Below are 19,270 nucleotides of genomic sequence, written 5' to 3' on the forward strand. Positions count from 1 at the left end.
CACCGAAACTCTTACTCCCGGTCTCCGTCACCTCCGATACATGAGCGATACGCCCGTCGACGCCGACGAGGTTCGACACGTCGCCGAGTTGGCGCGGGTCGACCTCGACGAGGACGAGGTCGAGGAGTTCGCGGCGCAGTTCGCGGACATCCTCGGCTACTTCGACGCCCTCGACGAGGTCCCCGAAGTCGACCGCGAGGACGAACTGGTGAACGTGATGCGCCCCGACGAGGTCCGCGACGGCCTCTCCCAAGAGGAGGCGCTCTCGAACGCCGCAGAGACCGAAGACGGCTTCTTCAAGGGCCCGCGGGTGTCGTAGATGTCGCTGAACGCCTTCATCACGAAAGAGACGCTCGACGGCTCCGACGACGGCCCGCTGGCCGGCAAGACGGTCGCCGTCAAGGACAACATCTCCACGGAGGGGCTGCGGACGACCTGCGGCTCCGCGATGCTCGAAGACTACGTCCCGCCGTACGACGCGACCGTCGTCGAACTCCTGAAGGGCGCCGGCGCGACCATCGTCGGCAAGGCCAACATGGACGAGTTCGGCATGGGGACGACGACCGAGACCTCGGCGTTCGGCCCGACGAAGAACCCCGTCGACGAGTCCCGCGTCCCCGGCGGCTCCTCCGGTGGCTCCGCGGCCGCCGTCGCCGCCGGCGAGGCCGACCTCGCGCTCGGCACCGATACGGGTGGCTCCATCCGTTGTCCCGCCGCGTTCTGCGGCGTCGTCGGCATCAAGCCGACCTACGGCCTCGTCTCGCGGTACGGCCTCGTCGCCTACGCGAACTCCCTCGAACAGATCGGCCCCATCGCGCCGACCGTCGAGGACGCCGCCGCGCTCCTCGACGTCATCGCCGGCCCCGACGACCGAGACGGCACGACCCGCGACGCCGGTGCCGACTCGAACTACGCCGCGGCCGCCGACGGCGACGTGGACGGCCTCACCATCGGCGTCCCGACCGAGTTCGTCGAGGGCGCGGACGAGGGCGTCGAAGCGGCGTTCTGGGCCGCGCTCGACGAACTCGAAGCGCAGGGCGCGGAGTACCGCGAGGTCAGCATGCCCTCCGTCGAGAAGGCCGTCGCCGCCTACTACGTCATCGCCATGTCCGAGGCGTCGTCGAACCTCGCCCGCTTCGACGGGGTCCGCTACGGCAAGTCCGGCGGTTACGACGGCAACTGGAACGAGGCGTTCGCCCGCGCTCGCGAAGACGGCTTCGGCTCCGAGGTCAAGCGCCGCATCCTCCTCGGCACGTACGCCCTCTCTGCGGGCTACCACGACAAGTACTACGCGAAGGCCCAGGACGCCCGCGCGTGGGTCAAACAGGACTTCGACGAGGCGTTCGAGGACGTGGACGTGGTCGCGTCGCCGACGATGCCGGTCCCGCCGTTCGAACTCGGCGAGAGCCTCGACGACCCGCTGCAGATGTACCTCGCCGACGCGAACACCGTGCCGGTGAACCTCGCGAACCTCCCCGCCATCTCGGTGCCGGCGGGCGAGACCGACGGTCTCCCGGTCGGCCTCCAGCTCATCGGCCCGAAGTTCGGCGAGGAGACCATCGTCCGCGCCGCGTCCGCGGTCGAGAACTAACACGGGCACGACTTTTCACGGCACCGAGCGCCGATCGAGTCGCTCGGTTCCGCGTCGTCGGTCGTCGTCGTCGGTGGACTATCCCCGAAACAGATTCATCACTTCGTCGGCCACGTCCGACTCGACGCCGAGCACGTAGCGGTGACCGGCTTCGAGGACGGTGTCGGGGCCGCCGATTCGGTTCCCCTGATAGTCGACGATGATGAGACTCCCCTGTGGGAGCCGAACCTCGTCGAGTCGCTTGCCGGCGACGGGCGCGTCTTCGGCGACTTCGACCTCCACGATTTCGACGTTGCCACCGATGTCTTCGATAGTTCGAACGCCGCCGTTCGCGATTTCGTTGGTCGCCGCCCGCGCGCCGAGTCGCTCTGGGAAGACGAGTCCGTCCACGAACTCCTCGTAGAGTTCGTCCGGCGTCCCGGTGATTCGCATGACGGTCCGAACGTCCGACATCCGCTGAGCGGCCAGGCAGATGGCGAAATTGGTCGACTCGTCGTCGGTGAGTGCGGCCACCACGTCGCTCCGCTCGGGTTGGGCCTGTCTGAGTATCTCCGGGCGGGAGGCGTCCCCCTCGATGACGGTGGCGATGTACTTGTCGGCGACGTCCGGGATTCGGTCCGGGTCCGCTTCGACGATGACCACGTCGTGGCCCCGGTCGGAGAGGAGTTCGGCCGTCCGAAGGCCCAACTCTCCCCCGCCGGCGACGACGACGCGTAAATCGTGTGTTACTGGGTCGGGCATGCGTGTGAATTGGTGTCGGCGTGTAGTAGTCGTCTCGGTGTGGTGTTTCGTCGGCGGGTAGTCTTCGGACTCTCGGGTCGATTCGTCGGTCAGTCGTCGGCTCCCTCCGCCGGGTCAATCGGCTCCGGCTCCTGAATCTCGGGTGGTCCCGCCGGGCCGACGTCGTCGCGCCTCGACAAGAGGAGGTAGACGCCGCCGCCGACGACGAGCCAGCCGATGGCCAGCACCCAGGTGAACCAGTCGATAAAGAGGGCCAAAAGCACGTTACAGACGATGCCGAGGACCGGAGTGACGGGGTACAGCGGCACTTCGAAAGGTCGCTGTAGGTTCGGCTGTCGCCGCCGAAGCCGAATCAACGCGTAGTTGACGATGATGAACCCCAGAAGCGAGAACAGACTCGCCAGATTCCCGACGATGCGGATGGGAACGACGAGGACGGCGACGAGCATCACCACGGCCGACGCGAGAATGGCGACGAGCGGTGTCCCGTACCGGTGGTGGAACCGGCCGAGGCGGGCGGGCAACTGTCGTTCGCGGCCCATGGCGAACGCCACTCGCGACGACCCGATGACGACCGCGTTGAGCGCCGAGATGGTCGAAAAGACCGCCCCGAAGGCGATGAGCGCCGCGCCCGTTCCGACGATCGGGAACGTCGGCATGAAACCCTCCGCCGCCTGCGCGATTGCCGTCTCGCCCGCGCCGGCGAGCCCGTCCGCGCCGAGCGTCCCGATGGCGACGAAGACGACGAACAGGTAGACGACCACGGTGACGGCGACCGAGAGGAGGATTGCCCGCGGGATGTTTACCTGCGGGTTCTCGACTTCCTCGGTGACGGTGGCGATGAGGTCGTATCCCTGAAACGCGATGAACGTCAGCCCCATCGCGGGGAGGACCGACAGCGCTCCCTCGGTGAAAAGCGGGTCGAACTCCCCCGCGTCCGCAGCCGTGAGACCGAACGCGACGAACACGCCGAGGATGGCGATTTTGAGTAGCGTGATGGCTGTCTCGCCCCGTCCCGAGGCTTCCGTCGAGAGGGCGTTGAGCGCCACGAGCGTCACGACGGCCCCGAGCGCGTACAGGACCGGCGGCCCCGGAAGGGGGTAGCCGTAGATGTGCCCGAACTCGACGAAGTTCGAGGCGAACCCGAGCGCGTACAGCGACCCCGCAATCATGTACGTGAACCACCGCGTCCACCCCATGACGAAGGCGACGGGTGCGGAAAACACCTCACGGACGTACGCGTACCCGCCGCCGTTTCGCGGAATCGCGGCCGCGAGCTCGGCGTACGAAAGCGCCGTGAAGGTCGTCACGCCGCCGTTGAGGGCGAACGCGACGATGGCCGCCGGGCCGGAGATCTCGACTGCGAGCCCCGTCAACACGAAGATTCCCGCGCCGATCATCGCGCCGATTCCGACCATCGTCGCGTCGAGCAGACTGAGACTCACCGTCGGTTCGCGCCCGCCAGAGTGACTCACGGGTGGACCCTCGCTTGGTCGCGGGACCGACTGGCTGGGGCCGTCATGTGTCCACATATACCATATCTGTTGATAAATATCCGGTCCACCACCCCGACCGAGACGCCATAGACGCGCGTTCGGGCTGGACAAACGCTCAGTTTATCATCCAGTAGGGTGACCGAACACGCGTCGACGCCGAGTTCGGTAGCTGTTTGCGCGGAAAGTTCTCGTTTGAACAACGAAACGACATGCCGACAGATTTTCCACCAGCCGATGCGCACGCCGGAACGTCATGTACATCATCGTCGTCGGTGCGGGCAACATCGGTACGCCGCTCATCGAAATCGCCACCGAGGGCGGCAACGAGGTCGTCGTCGTCGAGCGCGACGAGGCGAAGGCCGAGGCGGCCGCCGCGACGTTCGACTGTCTCGTCCTCAACGACGACGCCACGGTCAAACAGACGCTCGACGAGGCCGGTGCGGACCGCGCCGACGCCATCATCACGACGACGGACAAGGACGCGACCAACATCATGGTCTGCCTCCTGGCGAAGGAACTCAACATCCCCGACATCGTCTCCGTCGTCCACAACCCCGAGCACATGAGCCTCTACCGCCAAATCGGCGTCAACACGATGGAGAACCCCCAGCGGCTCATCGCGGAGTACCTCTACCGGGCGGTCAAACGCCCCTCCATCGTCGATTACATGCGCATCGGCGAGCACGCCGAAGTGTTCGAAATCCGCGTCGACGAGGACGCGCCGATAACGGGGATGACGATTCAGGAGGCGGCCCAGGAGAACCTCCTCGACGGCGACACCCTCATCGTCGCTATCGAGCGCGAGGGCGACGACGACCCCGTGACGCCCCGCGGAAACACGACCATCGGCGCGGGTGACCTCCTGACGGTCTACTCCGCGAAGGGTGCGACGCCCGACGTGACCGACGTGTTCGGCCACTACGAGGACCACTGATGCCCCGCCGCGGACGAACCGTCTCGGGATGGCCCGCCGACCTCGCGGTCATCGGGCGCGACGTGGGCTCGCTCCTCGCCATGGAGTCGGCGCTGATGACCGCGTCGGTCCTCGTCGCGGTCGGCTTCGGCGAGTGGTACGCCGCCATCGCGTTCCTCGTCGCCGGGGGCGCGACGGCGTTCGTCGGGCTGGGCGCGCGGAAGGCGTTCGAAGACGCCCCCGCGCCCCGCATGAAACACGGGATGATAATCGCAGCCGCGGGCTGGTTCGCCACCGCCGCCTTCGGGTCGCTTCCCTTCTTCCTCACGGCGCACTTCGCCCCGCAGAGCGTGTTCACGGCGCTCGTTCCCGCCGGGGTCGACTACGCCCAGTCGAGCCTCGTCTACTTCCGCGACCCCTTACACGCCCTGTTCGAGAGCATGAGCGGGTGGACCGGCAGCGGACTCACGATGGGCATCCACGAGCCGTCGCTCCCGCGGACGATTCAGTGGTGGCGCTCGCTCATCCAATGGGTCGGCGGCGTGGGCGTCATCGTCCTCACGGTCTCCATCCTCTCGCGGCCCGGCAGCGGGAGCTACGCGCTCTACCGCGGCGAGGCCAGAGAGGAGAAGATTCACCCGAGCGTCGTCTCGACGGTTCGGACGGTGTGGAAGATTTTCGTCGCCTACACGCTCTTCTCGGTGGTCGTCCTCTTTTTCGCCATCCGCGCCAGCGACTACGGGGCCGCGCTCCCGCTGTGGGAAGTCGCGTGGCAGGCGCTCAACCACGCGATGACCGGCCTGTCGACCGGCGGGTTCGCCGTCACCGACGGCTCCATCGGGACGTACGACTCGCCGCTCATCGAGACGGTGCTGCTCCCCATCATGGCGCTGGGGGCAATCGCCTTCCCCGTCCACTACGCCATCCTGAAGAACCGCGACATCGACCGCCTCTGGGGCGACCTCCAGACGCGCTGGCTTCTCGTCCTCTTCGCGGTCGGCGCGGTCGCGCTGGCCGTCCAGAACCTCGTCAGTCTCCCCGCGACCGCGGGGTCCGCGTTCGTCGCGACCGCCGACTACTTCGGCCTCTCGGGCGTCGTCGGCGGGCCGGAGTCGGACGCCGTCCGCGACGCCGCGTTCCACTGGGTGAGTGCGCTCACCTGCACCGGCTTTCAGGCCGCGCCGCTCGGCGAGTGGTCAGACGGCGGGAAGATTCTGCTGTCGGGGGCGATGACCCTCGGCGGGGCCGCCGGGTCGACCGTCGGCGGCATCAAAATCATCCGCGGTTACACCATTTCCCGCGGCATCCGCTGGCAGTTCTCCCGCGTCTTCCTCCCCGAGAGCGCGATTGTCAACATCGAGATGAACGGCCGCCGACTCTCGCGGACCGAGATGGACCGCGAGTTCTCCGAGGCGGCCATCGTCTCGATGCTCTGGCTGCTGCTGCTCGTCGGGTCGAGCGTCCTCCTCGTGAACCTCGCCGGGCCGGAGTTCACCTACGCCGACGCGCTGTTCGAAGTCGCGTCCGCGCAGGGGAACGTCGGCATCTCGACGGGCATCACCGGCCCGTGGATGAATCCGTGGGCGGAGACGATGTTCCTCTTTAACATGTGGGTCGGCCGCCTCGAAATCATCCCGGTGTTGGTGTTCGCTCGCTCGGTCATCTACGGGTTGAACCCCTGACGAAAAACGGGCACTGACTTCTGTTTTTCCGGCGCTATCGCCGCCAGTACTCCGGCGTGAAGATGACCAACACGGGGAGAATCTCCAGTCGCCCCACCCACATGAGAAGCACCATGTACAGTTTCGAGCCGTTGGAGAAGTCGAGATAGCTCCCCATCGGACCGACGACGCCGAAGCCCGGCCCGACGTTCCCGAGGGTCGCGGCGACGGCGCTCATGGTCTCGAGGATGCTCACGTCGAAGCCGGTTCGCGCGGCGTCGAGATGGAGCAGACCGGTCGAGACGAAAAAGAGCACGAGGTACAGGAGCGTGAAGGCGTAGATGCCGCGGATGGCCCGTTCGTCGACCGCGCGGCCCGCGAGCCTGACCGGGCGGACCGCCTCGGGGTGGGACGTCGTGAACAGCTCTCTGCGGAGCGATTTCACGATGACGTACCAGCGGACGATTTTAATCGCCCCGCCGGTCGACCCCCCGGAGCCGCCGATGAACATCGCGAATAGGAGGCCGTACTGGGTCGGTGCGCTCCACGCGTTGAAGTCGATGCTGGCGTAGCCGGTCGTTGTGACGATGGAGACGACCTGAAACACCGACTGGCGGACCGCCGGCTCGACGTTTCCGATGATGGCCGTGCGGATGCCTTCGAGGTAGAGTTGGTCGTAGGTTTCGCCCGCGGGCGCGACGGACATGAGGCCGTCACCGAGGAAGAGCATCGCCGCGAGGATAGCCGAGATGACGCCGATAACGCCGAGGTAGGACTTGAACTCGGTGTCGCGGAAGAGCCGCTTCGGCTCGCCGGTCAGCACGTGCCAGAACAGCGCGAAGTTGGTGCCGGCGGCGACCATGAACGGGATGATGACCCACTGCGCGGCCGCGGAGAACGCCTCGATGCTTCGGGCCTCTGGGGAGAACCCGCCGGTCGGCATCGTCGTCAGCCCGTGGGCGATGGCGTTGTACACGTCCATGTTCGGGGCGTTGCCGGTGACGTACAGGCCGTAGAGGAGGACGATTTCGAGGACGGTGAGACCGAGGTACGCGCCCCAGAGCGCCCGGGCCGTCTCGGCGATGCGCGGGGTGAGCTTCTCGATGCCGGGGCCGGGCGCTTCCGCGTCCATCAGTTGTGCGCCGCCGACGGAGAGTTCGGGGAGGATGGCGACCGCGAGGACGACGATACCCATCCCGCCGAGCCACTGGGTGAGCTGTCGCCACATCATGATGCCGCGGGTGTGCGAGTTAAACGAGATGTCGCCGAGCACCGTCGCCCCGGTCGTGGTGAACCCACTCATCGTCTCGAACAGCGCGTTCACCGGGTTGCCGAGGGTCGATTCGGGGTGGATGGGAGACGCGACGAAGGGGATGCCGTGGGCCTCGATGAGAAACGGAATCGCACCGACTATCGTGACGGCCAACCACGTCACCGCGACCATCAGGAACCCCTCGCGGGCCCCGATGTCGGGGTCGTCGGCGAGCCGTTCGAGCCCCGCGCCGACGAGGACCGTGACGGCCATCGTGACGACGAACGGGAGCACCGACTCACCGTAGTACAGCGCGACCACGAGCGGGAAGCAAAGGGGGACGGCGAGATACTTCAGGACGGTCCCCACGAGACGCAGGCTGGCTCTGTAATCGACCCGCAATTTCATCCGTGGACTAACGTACCGAGCGCCGGGTTCTTCCCTGTTCGGGTTCGCGGTCGGGCACGTGACGGCGTGACGGGGTCGGATTTTCGGAGCAGAACGGGGGCCGTGCGGCGACGGACCGAGTTACAGGTTGGGTGCCACGTCGTCGATGACGCAGCTATCGACGAAGACGACGACGTGGTCGCCGGGTTCGATGACGGTGTCGCCGCGGGGAGTGATGAACTCGCGGCGGCGGGTTATCGCGCCGATGACGACGCCCTCGGGGAGCGTCGCGACCGACTCCCGAATCGGCTTGCCGGCGAGGACGCTCTCGGCGTCGATTTCGATTTCCAGCACCTCGGCCTTGTTCGACTCGATGAGCGCGACATTCTCCGCGCCGCCCTCGCGGGTGAACCGCGTTATCTCCTCGGCGACGACCTCGCGCGGGCTGACGCCCACGTCGACGCCGACAGCCTCGAACAGGTCCACGTACGGCGTCGTGTCGATGACGGCGACGGTGCGTTCGACGCCGAGGCGGGCGGCGAGAAGCGACACGAGCAGGTTCTTCTCGTCGGAGTCGAGCGCCGAGACGAGCAGGTCGGCGTCGCCGATGTGCTCGCGTTCGAGGAAGTCCACGTCGGTCGCGTCGCTCTCCATGACGATGGTCCCGGGGAGCATCTCCGCGAGTTCGCGGGCGCGGTCTGGGTCGTGCTCGATGAGTCTGGGCTTGAAGCCGCGCTCTTCGAGGAGGCGGGCGACGTGATAGCCGATTTCGCTCCCGCCGACGATGACGACTTCCTCCGCGGTGCCCGGCGGTTCGTCCGGCGAAACGGAGCTTGCGAACCCCTGAACGCTCTTGGGGCTGCCGATGACGACGACGCGGTCGCCGGGGCCGATGACGGAGTCGCCGCGGGGGATGGTGACCTCGCCGTCACGGAGGATGGCCGCGAAGGTCAGCGAGTCGAACCGGTCGGCCTCGCTCACGGTCTGGTTGGCGACGGGGCTCTCCTCGTCGACTTCGAACTCGGCCATCTGGACCTGCCCGCCCGCGAAGGGGTCCACGTCGCGGGCGGCGGGGAGGCCGACGACGCGGACGATGGACTCCGCGGCGAGCAGGTTCGTACAGACCATGAAGTCGATGCCGAACGCCTTCTCGGAGCGCTGCCACGTCCGGAGGTACTCCGTGTTCTTGACGCGGGCGATGGTGAAGGCGTCCGAGATGGCCTTGGCGGTCGCGCAGGCGACGATGTTCGTCTCGTCGTCGTCGGTCGAGGCGATGACCATGTCGGCGCGCTCCACGTCGGCCTCTTCGAGCGTGTCCACGGAGGTTCCGTCGCCGTGGAGCGCCAGCACGTCGAGCGAGTAGTTCAGTTCGTCGACGCGCTCCGGGTCGCAGTCGATGACGACGACCTCGTGGGTCTCGTCGAGGTCGGCCGCGATGGACGACCCGACCTGTCCGGCACCGATGATTATCACGCGCACCAGAGACCAGCCCCTGTCATACCCCTGAGTTGGACTGCGGGCGCGTATGTGCATTTCCCTTCTCGAATCTCCCGCTCATCGTCTCTCACGGCCCCGGTTTCGCGTGTATCGTGAGTTCAACGCGCCGCGGCCGCCCCTCGATGTCGGCGACGATTCGCTCGACGATTCGCTCGGCCTCCTTCTGGAGCACCGGTCGGAGTTTGTCGATGACCCAGCCCAGCGAGACGAACCGCGGGAGGTCGATGTCGCCCGCGGAGACGCTGTCGGGGTCGTACTCGACCTCGAAGAAGACGCGACAGGCGGTGTCGGCGTCCGACGGGGCCTCGTCGGGCAGGTCGTCGAGCTCCTCCACCCGCCAGCGGCCGACGGCGTGTACGTCCTTGGTGATGGTCCAGTCGATGCGCGTCGGCGGGGTGACGTCCGTCACCTTCGACTCGGCGGTGTAGGTGAGCTTCCACCACGAAAAGTACAGGGCGTACCGCGTGCCCGGCGACCCGTCGCCCGACTGTCGCACGTCTCGCAGATGCTTCGAGTAGTCGGCGTACCGCGGGAAGTCCACGAGAAACTCGTATATGTCCTCGGGGGGCAGGTAGACGACGGTGCTGACGGCTATCTCGTCCACGAGCGTCGAATGGGGTCGGCGGGACCAAAGCCTTGTGGGCCGCGTCGCCCGTTCCCGCGGGACCGACAGCCGTCGCAATCGCAACCTATAATCGGCCGGTGTCTCGACATAGAGCCGAGATGGTGGGGGGGACGCTTCGGGACGTCAGAGCCGAGATTCGGTCGCTGGCGCGTCCCGACGGCGACTACGCGATAGTGTGCGGTCGCACGGGCTCGGAGCCCGGTGCCGCGACGGGCCGGCGGTTTCCGGACCGGCGCACCGCCGGGGAGGCCGCGGAACTGACGAGGGACTACCGGGCGGCGCTTCGGCGATACGACCCGAACATCCCGTACGACGACCCGCAGGTGTACGAGGTGTCGAAGGGACTGCCTCGGTCGGCCGCAGCGGGGTCGGAAGACGACTACACCCGCTACAGTGCCTTCTGTCACGACACCGCGGGCGCGCTGTTCGAGGCGCTGTCGGAACTCGGCCACCGGGAGGCCGAGACCGCCGCGATGGAGACGTACCTCACGCTGGCCGAGGTCGTCGACGACCACGACGACTTCTGTCTCACCTTGGTGTGGAGCCTGATGAGCGAACTGGACGTCCGCCTCTCGCCCGCCGAGCAGCGGGCGGTCGTCGAGGCGGCCGCGGACCTGTTTTGCCCGACTGCGACGCCGAACCCGGTTGACGCGACGCTCGGGCACCTCGAAACGGCCGGCTTCGTCGAGGGCTACTCGGTGCGGCCGATTCCCGACGCCGGAGCCGATGTCGGGGCCGGCGGGATGTCCGAAGCCGACGCCCGTACCGACGCTCGGACCGACGGCGACGACAGCTCTCGGACGTGGGAACTCACGTTCGGCGACTACGCGCTCGCGGAGCGGACCGGCCGGATTCCGACGCTCCCCATCGCCGTGTCGCTCCTCCGCCGGACGCCCGGGCGGGCGGTGCGCTTCATCGACGGCGAGGCGCTCTCGGACGGTCGCTGGCGGCTTCGCGTCCGGATGACCCCGGAAGGCGACTCCGCGGGGCTCGTCAGCGTCGAGGCGGCCGAGAACCGCTGGCTCAACGACCCGAGCGCGTCGCTGGGGCGGTAGCGCGCGCCTCGCGCGACACGGGATTCGGCAGACTTCGGCGACATCCGCACGGTTTTACTCGCCGCTGAGCTATCGCACGGCATGAGCGAGACGAATCCACGAGACGCGCTCGTCGTCGGCGGCGGCGTCGCTGGCCTCACCGCCGCGACGTACCTCGCGCGCGCCGGCCTCGACACCCTCGTCGTCAACGACGGCGAGCCGATCGTTCGCCGAAACGCCCACCTCGAAAACGTCCCCGGATTCCCGGCGGGCGTCAACAGCCGACTGTTCACCGACCTGCTCTCCGAACAGGCCGACCGAAACGGCGCGGACCGACTGACGGGCCGGGTCACCGAACTCGACGTGCTCGGCGACGACGACCCGCTGTTCCGCGCGACCGTCGAGACCGACGACGGCGAAGACACCGTCGAGGCGTCGCGGGTCGTCGCGGCGTCGTGGTCCGACGCGTCGTACCTCGAAGACACGGGCGTCGACCTCCGCGCCGCCGGGTCGAAGACCTACGTCGACGTGGACGACCTCGGCCGGACCGCCGTCCCCGGCATCTACGCCGCGGGGCGACTGACCGAGATTTACCACCAGGCGGTCGTCGCCGCCGGCGACGCCGCGGAGACGGCCATCACGCTGGTCCACGACTCGGGGACGGCGTTCTACAACGACTGGGTCGCGCCGGCCGGCTACTTCACCGACCGCGGCCGCGAGGTGCCGCCGGCCTGCGAGGAGATAGACGCCGACGAGCGCGAGTCCCGCGAGCGCGAGTCCCGCGAGGTCATGCGCGAGTTCTTCGCCGAACCGCACGACGAGCCCCAGCGCACCCACCCGAGTCTCGTCGACGACGAACTCGGGCGACTCGACGAATAACCGACTCCGATTCGCGCGGGTGCGGTCCGAGACCACCCCGCGCGGACGCGAATCCTTTTAACCGATAGCGGGCGCAGAGACGAGTGAATGCTCGAAGGTGTGAACGTCGCGCTCGGGGTGACGGGGAGTATCGCGGCCGTGAAAGTCGTCGAGTTAGCGCACGAACTCCGGCGGCGGGGCGCGTCGGTCCGCACGGTGATGACCGACGCCGCGACGGGAATCATCCACCCGTGGGCGGTCGAGTTCGCCACCGACAACGACGTCGTGACCGAGATTACCGGCCGCGTCGAACACGTCGAACTCTGCGGCCGCGACGGCTGGGCCGACGTGTTCCTCGTCGCGCCCGCGACCGCCAACACGGTCGGCAAGATAGCCGCCGCCGTCGACGACTCCCCCGTGACGACCACCGCGACCACCGCCATCGGCGCGGGCGTCCCGGTCGTCGTCGCACCCGCGATGCACGAGCCCATGTACGACCACCCCGGCGTCCTCGACGCCATCGAGCGGGTGCAGTCGTGGGGCGTGGAGTTCGTCGACCCGCGCATCGAGGAGGGGAAGGCGAAAATCGCCACCGAGGAAGCCATCGTCACCGGCGTGGCGACGGCGACGACCGAACAGACGCTCGCCGGGAAGTCGGTCGTCGTCACCGCCGGCGCGACGACTGAATCCATCGACCCCATTCGAACCCTCTCGAACCGCGCCTCCGGTCGCACGGGTCGAGCCGTCGCCCGCGCGCTCGCGATTCGCGGCGCGGACGTGACGCTCGTCCACGACGGCGACGACGTACACTACGCCGACGTGCTCGCCGTTGAGTCGGCGGCCGAGATGCTGGACGCCGTCGAGGCCGCGGTCGACGCCGACGCCGACGCGCTCGTCTCCGCGGCCGCCATCTCCGATTTCACCGTCGAGGCGGCCAACGAGAAGATTCGCTCCGGCGAGGCGCGCACGCTCGACCTCGAACCCGCGCCGAAGCTCATCGACGCGGTCCGCGAGGCGCATCCCGACCTCACCATCGTCGGCTTCAAAGCCGAGACGACCGGCGACGACGAGGCGATGGTCGGCGAGGCCCGCCGCATCATGGACCGCGTCGGCCTCGCGTTCGTCGTCGCCAACGACGCCTCCGTCATGGGCGAGTCCGAGACCCGCGCGCTCGTCGTCCGCACCGACGAGACGAGCGAGTACGTCGGGTCGAAAGACGGACTCGGCGCGCGCATCGCTGTCGAACTGAAAACGGAACTCTCGTGAAAAACGACCCGGGCCGGCTCGGGACTACGCGAGTAGTCCGACGAGCACGCCGCCGAGTATCAACACGACGAGTGCGATACTCGTCGCAATCGTCGCGCGAAGGCTCCCGACGGTAATCGAGTCCGCCTCGGTCCGGCCGAGACCGCCGGCGATTCGGCGCAACGCGGGGTACGGATTCGCAATCGCGCCCGCGACGTCGTAGGACGCGGTCGAGACGGCGCGGTCGACGGCGGCGAAGAGACCGGTCGAGCCGCGAACCAGCGCGCGGGTGCCGTAGAAGACAGCGGGATTCAACACGGCGTCGACGTCCGGCACGTCTCCGACCTTCGAGAGCGGTTTCTTCACGACCACGAAGCCGACGACCCCGAGAACGGCGAGCGCGAACCCTTCGCCGAGGTGGCTGAGCGTGAAGGGGTGCGCGTCGGCGGTGCTTCCGGGCAGTATCGCGAACAGCGCGTCGGGGTACAGCCCGAAGGCGACACAGAGCCCCGCGACGCCGAGCATCGCGACCGACTGGCCCGTCCCGGCGCGGTCGAGCGACCAGTCGCGGTCCGCATCCCGGAAGAACGCGTAGTAGCCGAACTTGATGAACGACATGAACGTTCCGACGCCCCCGGCGAGGAGGAGATAGAAAATGCCGTCCAGATGCTCCTTGTGGGCGGCGGCGGTAATCATGCCCTTGCTGACGAACCCGTTGAAGCCGGGGAAGCCGCTAATCGAGAGGGCGGCGACGGTGAACGCGAGCGCGGTCGCCGGCAACGCCCCGCGGAGGTTCCCCAGGTACTTGAGATTCTCTTCGCCGGTCCGCGAGAGGACGACGCCGGCGGTCATGAACAACAGCGCCTTGTAGAGGATGTGGTTGTAGACGTGTGCGAACGCGCCGGCGGTCGCGAGCGCCGTGCCGATGCCGACGCCGGCGACCATGTACCCGACCTGCGACTGGATGTGGTACGCCAGGAGCCGCCGCATGTCGTTTTGCATGAGCGCGTAGCCGACGCCGACGACGGCCATCGCGGTCCCCATGTACGCGATTGCGAGGTTCCCGTCGGGGAACGCGCGAGCGAGGCCGTAAACCCCGGTCTTCGTCGTGTAGACCGACAGGAAGACGCTCGCGGCGAAGTGGGGACGCGGATACGTGTCGGGAAGCCACGTGTGCAACCCGACGTATCCGACGTTGACGCCGATACCGAGCGCCGCGAGCGCGGCTGGAACGCCGGCCGCGATACCGCCGGTCGCCGAGAAGAGGAACGACCCCACCTCGACGTAGTGCCAGACGATAGCGCCCATGAGCAGGCTGCCGCCGAGTCCGTGGGCAATCGCGTAGCGGTAGCCCGCGCGCACCGCTTCGCCGCCGTAGTCCCAGACGAGAAGCGTGCTCGTGACCGCCATGAGTTCCCAGAAGAACACCATGGTGAGCCAGTCGCCGGCGAAGACCGCGCCGAGGCTCGTCCCGACGTAGCCGAGGGCGTAGGCCGTCTGGATGTTCCGCGCGGACGACGAGTACGAGTAGAGGACGGCCGCCGCGCCGATGAGGCCGAAGATAATCCCCATCAACCGGGAGAACTCGTCGACGTTGAACAACACGGCGTCGAAGCCGAGGAACGTCACCGGCAGGTGTGCGCCGGCGGGCGCGAGAAGCGACCAGACGGCCACCCCGCCGGTCGAGAGCACGCCCAGGGCGTGCCCGACCCGACGCGAGACGAACGGCATGACGAGCGCGACCGCGAGCACGACGAACGCCGGCGGCAGGAGTGTGGCTGTAGACATCAGAACACCACCCCCGTCACGTCGGCGACGACGCGCTGGACGAGCGCGAGGAACACCGCCGTCTGGGGAACGACCCCGAGGACGATAGCCCCGGCCGCGGCAATCGTAATCGGGGCCATCATGAACCACGTGCTCTCGGTGCCGAGTCGACGACGTTCCCACCCGCCGGCCGGCGGGCCGCCGTGGTGGTCGTGGCCGTGGTCGGCCTCGCCGTCGGTCGCGGCGTCGTGGTCGGCCTGGCCGTCGGCCACGGCGACGTGGTCGCTCGGATTCCGGTCGACGGCGTACTGCTCACCCTCGGCGACCGAGTCTTTCGACCCGCCGTCGGTGACTGCCCGCACGCCGCCGATGGGGAACTCGATGAGCGGTTTCGCGTCCGAGTCCTCCGGCGTCTGGAAGAACGCCTGGTAGATGATCGGCCAGAAGTAGCCGATATTCAACAGGCCGGACGCCAAGAGCACGAACACGAAGACCGTCTGTCCCGTCTCGATGCTCCCGATGAGGAGGTACCACTTGCTGACGAACCCGGCGACCAGCGGCAGGCCGGCCATCCCGAGGCTCGCGACGGTGAACGCGATCATCGTCAGCGGCATCCGCCGGCCGATTCCCGCCATGTCGCTGATATCGTCGGTGTGCGTCTCGACGTGAATCACGCCCGCACAGAAGAACAGGGTGAGCTTCATGAACGCGTGGGCGGGGATGTGGAGCAGGCCACCGACGAGCGCCGCGGGGTGGAGCAAGGCCAATCCGAGAACGATGTACGAGAGCTGGCTGACCGTCGAGTACGCCAGCCGCCGTTTGAGGTTGTCCTGTCGGAGTGCGATGATACTCGCGACGACGATGGTGAACGCGGCGACCGCGGCGAGCGGGAGGCCGACTCCGAGCGAGCCGACTGCGTCGGGACCGTACACGTCGAGGATGACGCGTGCGATACCGAACACGCCGCTTTTGACGACCGCCACGGCGTGGAGCAACCCGGAGACGGGCGTCGGGGCGACCATCGCGTCGGGGAGCCACGAGTGGACCGGCATGAGCGCGGCCTTCACGCCGAATCCCGTGACGAGCAGCGCGAACGCGGCCCGCGCGACGACCGGGTCGGCATTCGCGAGCGCGGCGATGCCGCCGGCGGAGAACTCGACGGTTCCGGTCGTCAAGAACACGAGCGCCGTCCCGGCCAGGGCGGCGACCCCGCCACCGAAGGTGTACGCGAGGTACTTCCGACCGGCCTTTCGGGCCTCCTCGGTCTCGTCGTGCGTGACGAGCGGATACGTCGCCACCGTCAACAGCTCGTAGAAGACGTACAGGACGATGAGGTTCGAGGCGAACGCGACGCCGAGGGCGGCGCTGACGCTCGCCGCGAACGCCGCGAAGTAGCGCGTCTGGGCGTGTTCGTCCAGCCCGCGCATGTAGCCGATGCTGTAGAAGCTCGTGATGAGCCACAGGAGACTCGCGAGCAGGGCGAATATCATCCCGAGCGGGTCGGCTCGGAGGACGAACCGAACCCCGGGGACGAACGTCCCGAGGTCGGTGACGTACGTCGTCCCGTTGAGGACCCCCGGAACCATGCTGGCGACGATGCCCAGCGCGGAGACTGCCGAAAGGACGGTAAAGCCCTCCCTGACGTTGGGGCTGCGTCTCGATGCGACGATAGTGACGATACCGACCGCCGCGGCTAGCACCGCCGCGAGCGGTCTCAGTGAGAGAACGTCTGTCATTTAAAAGTACACCTCCAGTGCCGGTTGGATGACGGCGATGAGGTCGGAGCCGAGAACGCCGAGGACCACTGCGGCGACCGCCGACGCGACGACGACCGCGCGCATGCCGAACGACACTTCCACGGCGTCGTTTCCGCCGTCGGTCGAGACGGCGTCCGCCTCGGGTTCGGGCGCGGTGAAGTACATTCGCTCGATAACCCGGCCGAAGTACGCGAGAGTGAGCAGCGTGCTCACCACGACGACGGCCGCGACGGACCACGCGCCGGCTTCGACCGCACCGACGACGATGTTCCACTTCCCGACGAACCCGACGGCCGGCGGGATGCCGACCATCGAGAAGGCGAGCACGGCGAACGCCGCGCTCGATACCGGTGCCTTCGCGGCGAGTCCCGCGAAGTCCTCGACCGTCCGCACGCCGAGGCCGGTTGCGAAGACGCCGACGGTGAGGAACAGCCCGCCTTTCATCACCGCGTGGCCGACGAGGTGGACGACCGCTCCGACGAGCGCCGTCTCGTTCGCGAGGCCGATTGCGGCGACGACCAGACCGAACTGCGAGACCGAGGAGTACGCGAGCATGCGTTTGAGGTCGGACTGCATGACCGCGAGGACCGCCCCGACGACGATACTCACCGATGCGAGCGCCACGAGGGCGTCGCTGGCGAGCGGGACCGCGTCGAGGAACTCGGTCGTGTACACCGCGTAGATGATGCGGACGAGCGCGTAGCCGGCCGCCGTCGAGACGAGCGCGGAGATGTACGCGCTGACGGTGTCGGGCGACTCGGCGTAGGCACCGGGCTGCCACGTGTGCAGCGGGAAGACGGCGACCTTGACCAGGAGACCCGTCACGATGAGCCCGAAGCTCGTCAGTATCGCCGGCGAGGTGTAGCCGACCGCCGCGACCGCCTCGGTGAGGTCCGCCATGTTGAGTGTCCCCGTCATGATGTAGAGGTACCCGACGCCGAGGAGGTAGAGGGATGCGCCGATGGTCCCGACGAACAGGTACTTGAGGCTCGCTAACGCCGCGCTCGGCGACCGACCGCTGGCGACGAGGGCGTAGGTCGCGAGCCCCGTGATCTCCAGGAAGACGTACAGGTTGAACACGTCAGCGGTCGCGAAGACGCCGGAGATGCCGGCCGTGAGCAGTGCGAGCTCGCTGTAGAACGCGTTCGAGTGCGGCCCCGCGCGGCGGGCGTAGGCGAGCACGCCGAGCGTCGAAAGCGACACGAGCACGAGCAGCGGCGCGGAGATGCCGTCGGCGACGAGTTCGATGCCGAACGGCGGTTCGAATCCACCGACGGCGTACGAGATACGGCCGACGTCGAGAACGCGAGCCGCGACGGTCGCGGAGAGTCCGAGGTGGACGAGACCCATCGCGGCCGCGACGAACCAACCGATTCGCTCGAACCGGCCCCCGAGAACGACGGGGAACAGCGACGCGGCGATGGGGACGACCACGAGGAGGACGAGCGCGTCAGTCATCGACCTGCACCTCCTTGATGACGTCTTCGTCCAGCGAACCGTAGCCGTCGTAGATGCGGATGACGAGCGCGAGCGCGACCGCCGTCAGGCTGACCCCGACGACGATAGCCGTCAGGATGAGCACGTGCGGAAGCGGGCTCACGAACGCCTCTTCGCCGTGGCCGACCACGGGCGGAGCCCCGCCGTCGACGTACCCGGTCGTCACGAAAAACAGGAAGATGCCGACCTGGAAGATGTTCATACCGATGATCTTCTTGACGAGGTTCCGACTGCCCATGACGACGTAGAGTCCGATACCGAACAGCAGGATGCTCGCGACGTAGTTGTAGTGCGTCGTGAGGAGGTCGATCACGCGTCGTCACCTCCGGAGTCGTGGTTGAAGCCACCCGCGAGGTTCATGAACAGCGAGACGATGACGCCCGCGACGATTGCGCCGATACCGAGTTCGACGAGTTCGATACCGTACTTCACGCCGTGGCTGATACCGTAGGCGGCGTACTCCAGGAACGCCCCGTCGAACGCGAGTGCACCGATTCCGATACCGACGAACGTCGTCGCGCCGACGCCGACGAGGAGTCGGATGACGCTGTCGTCGAGCCACTCTCGCGTCGGCTCGATACCGAACGCGAACGCGAGCATGATGATGCTCGACGCGACAATCGCGCCGCCCTGGAACCCGCCACCGGCGGACTCCGCGCCGTGGAACATGACGAACAGCCCGAACGTGAACACGAACGGACTGACGACGCGAACCGTCGTCATGATAATCGTACTCTCGACGTACGCGCTGAGAGAGCCGTCCGTGGCGCTCATACGTACACCTCCTTGCGGAGGACGACGAGGACCGCGAGCCCCGCCGCGAGAACGACCGCGGCCTCACCGAGCGTGTCGAATCCGCGGTAGGCGGCCAAAATCGCCGTGACGACGTTTTCGACTTCGGTCTGCGGATAGGCGTTTTCGAGGTAATACCTGTCTCTTATACACATCT

18 protein-coding genes are annotated in these 19,270 nt (G+C 67.6%); 7 read left to right on the plus strand and 11 right to left on the minus strand.

Annotated features, from left to right (window positions below; all coding sequences use genetic code 11):
* The first annotated feature begins 40 nt into the window (after positions 1-40).
* Positions 41-319 carry an Asp-tRNA(Asn)/Glu-tRNA(Gln) amidotransferase subunit GatC gene (gene gatC / locus C457_RS05400; RefSeq protein WP_008092645.1) on the plus strand — a complete coding sequence of 93 codons (279 nt, stop codon included), beginning with the start codon at positions 41-43 and terminating at the stop codon, positions 317-319.
* A complete protein-coding gene (gatA, locus tag C457_RS05405; RefSeq protein ID WP_008092647.1) occupies positions 320-1,591 on the plus strand; it encodes an Asp-tRNA(Asn)/Glu-tRNA(Gln) amidotransferase subunit GatA in 1,272 nt (423 codons plus the stop codon).
* A 78-nt stretch (positions 1,592-1,669) separates the two neighbouring features.
* Here gatA and C457_RS05410 read toward each other — a convergent pair whose 3' ends face one another.
* Positions 1,670-2,332 (minus strand): potassium channel family protein, encoded by a 663-nt coding sequence (locus C457_RS05410; RefSeq protein WP_008092649.1) that lies wholly within the window; start codon positions 2,330-2,332, stop codon positions 1,670-1,672.
* Between the two features lie 89 nt (positions 2,333-2,421).
* Positions 2,422-3,807, minus strand: coding sequence for an APC family permease (locus C457_RS05415; protein ID WP_049913407.1), 1,386 nt, complete (start codon positions 3,805-3,807; stop codon positions 2,422-2,424).
* A gap of 274 nt (positions 3,808-4,081) precedes the next feature.
* Between C457_RS05415 and C457_RS05420 the strand changes: the two genes are divergently transcribed.
* Positions 4,082-4,762: a potassium channel family protein gene (locus tag C457_RS05420; protein ID WP_008092653.1), complete on the plus strand. Its 681-nt coding sequence runs from the start codon at positions 4,082-4,084 to the stop codon at positions 4,760-4,762.
* Entirely contained in the window at positions 4,762-6,423 is a 1,662-nt protein-coding gene (locus C457_RS05425) for a TrkH family potassium uptake protein (RefSeq protein WP_008092655.1), read from the plus strand. The genes C457_RS05420 and C457_RS05425 overlap by 1 nt, the downstream gene beginning before the upstream one ends.
* 34 nt (positions 6,424-6,457) lie before the next feature.
* Here C457_RS05425 and C457_RS05430 read toward each other — a convergent pair whose 3' ends face one another.
* The 3 genes from C457_RS05430 to C457_RS05440 form a co-directional block, all read right to left on the minus strand.
* Complete coding sequence (locus tag C457_RS05430) at positions 6,458-8,062, minus strand: TrkH family potassium uptake protein (RefSeq protein ID WP_049913408.1); 1,605 nt, start codon at positions 8,060-8,062, stop codon at positions 6,458-6,460.
* A 120-nt stretch (positions 8,063-8,182) separates the two neighbouring features.
* Positions 8,183-9,520 carry a Trk system potassium transporter TrkA gene (gene trkA / locus C457_RS05435; protein ID WP_008092659.1) on the minus strand — a complete coding sequence of 446 codons (1,338 nt, stop codon included), beginning with the start codon at positions 9,518-9,520 and terminating at the stop codon, positions 8,183-8,185.
* An 85-nt stretch (positions 9,521-9,605) separates the two neighbouring features.
* Entirely contained in the window at positions 9,606-10,142 is a 537-nt protein-coding gene (locus tag C457_RS05440) for a type II toxin-antitoxin system RatA family toxin (protein ID WP_008092660.1), read from the minus strand.
* 119 nt (positions 10,143-10,261) lie between these two features.
* Between C457_RS05440 and C457_RS05445 the strand changes: the two genes are divergently transcribed.
* The 3 genes from C457_RS05445 (at position 10,262) to coaBC (ending at position 13,321) form a co-directional block, all read left to right on the plus strand.
* A complete protein-coding gene (locus tag C457_RS05445) occupies positions 10,262-11,218 on the plus strand; it encodes a DUF7551 domain-containing protein (protein ID WP_008092662.1) in 957 nt (318 codons plus the stop codon).
* Positions 11,219-11,299: 81 nt separating this feature from the next.
* A complete protein-coding gene (locus tag C457_RS05450) occupies positions 11,300-12,076 on the plus strand; it encodes an NAD(P)/FAD-dependent oxidoreductase (RefSeq protein WP_008092664.1) in 777 nt (258 codons plus the stop codon).
* An 87-nt stretch (positions 12,077-12,163) separates the two neighbouring features.
* Complete coding sequence (gene coaBC / locus C457_RS05455; RefSeq protein ID WP_008092665.1) at positions 12,164-13,321, plus strand: bifunctional phosphopantothenoylcysteine decarboxylase/phosphopantothenate--cysteine ligase CoaBC; 1,158 nt, start codon at positions 12,164-12,166, stop codon at positions 13,319-13,321.
* Positions 13,322-13,345: 24 nt separating this feature from the next.
* Here the strand turns inward: coaBC and C457_RS05460 are convergent, their stop codons facing one another.
* The 6 genes from C457_RS05460 to mbhE all read right to left on the minus strand — a co-directional run.
* Positions 13,346-15,088, minus strand: a complete 1,743-nt coding sequence (locus C457_RS05460) for a Na(+)/H(+) antiporter subunit D (RefSeq protein WP_008092667.1) — start codon at positions 15,086-15,088, stop codon at positions 13,346-13,348.
* The gene (locus C457_RS05465) at positions 15,088-16,803 is read right to left on the minus strand and encodes a cation:proton antiporter (RefSeq protein WP_008092668.1); all 1,716 of its coding nucleotides are present in this window, start codon (positions 16,801-16,803) and stop codon (positions 15,088-15,090) included. The genes C457_RS05460 and C457_RS05465 overlap by 1 nt, the downstream gene beginning before the upstream one ends.
* Positions 16,804-18,282 (minus strand): monovalent cation/H+ antiporter subunit D family protein, encoded by a 1,479-nt coding sequence (locus tag C457_RS05470; RefSeq protein WP_008092670.1) that lies wholly within the window; start codon positions 18,280-18,282, stop codon positions 16,804-16,806. It abuts the gene before it with no gap.
* Positions 18,275-18,634 (minus strand): cation:proton antiporter subunit C, encoded by a 360-nt coding sequence (locus tag C457_RS05475; RefSeq protein ID WP_008092672.1) that lies wholly within the window; start codon positions 18,632-18,634, stop codon positions 18,275-18,277. The genes C457_RS05470 and C457_RS05475 overlap by 8 nt, the downstream gene beginning before the upstream one ends.
* On the minus strand, positions 18,631-19,095 hold the full coding sequence (locus C457_RS05480; protein WP_004977543.1) for an MnhB domain-containing protein: 465 nt from the start codon (positions 19,093-19,095) through the stop codon (positions 18,631-18,633). Before C457_RS05480 ends, C457_RS05475 begins: the two co-directional genes overlap by 4 nt.
* The coding region (mbhE, locus tag C457_RS21090) for a hydrogen gas-evolving membrane-bound hydrogenase subunit E (RefSeq protein ID WP_008092678.1) at positions 19,092-19,270 on the minus strand (179 nt) is incomplete at its 5' end. The genes mbhE and C457_RS05480, both read right to left, overlap by 4 nt.

The sequence above is a fragment of the Haloferax prahovense DSM 18310 genome (assembly GCF_000336815.1).
Taxonomy (GTDB): domain Archaea; phylum Halobacteriota; class Halobacteria; order Halobacteriales; family Haloferacaceae; genus Haloferax; species Haloferax prahovense.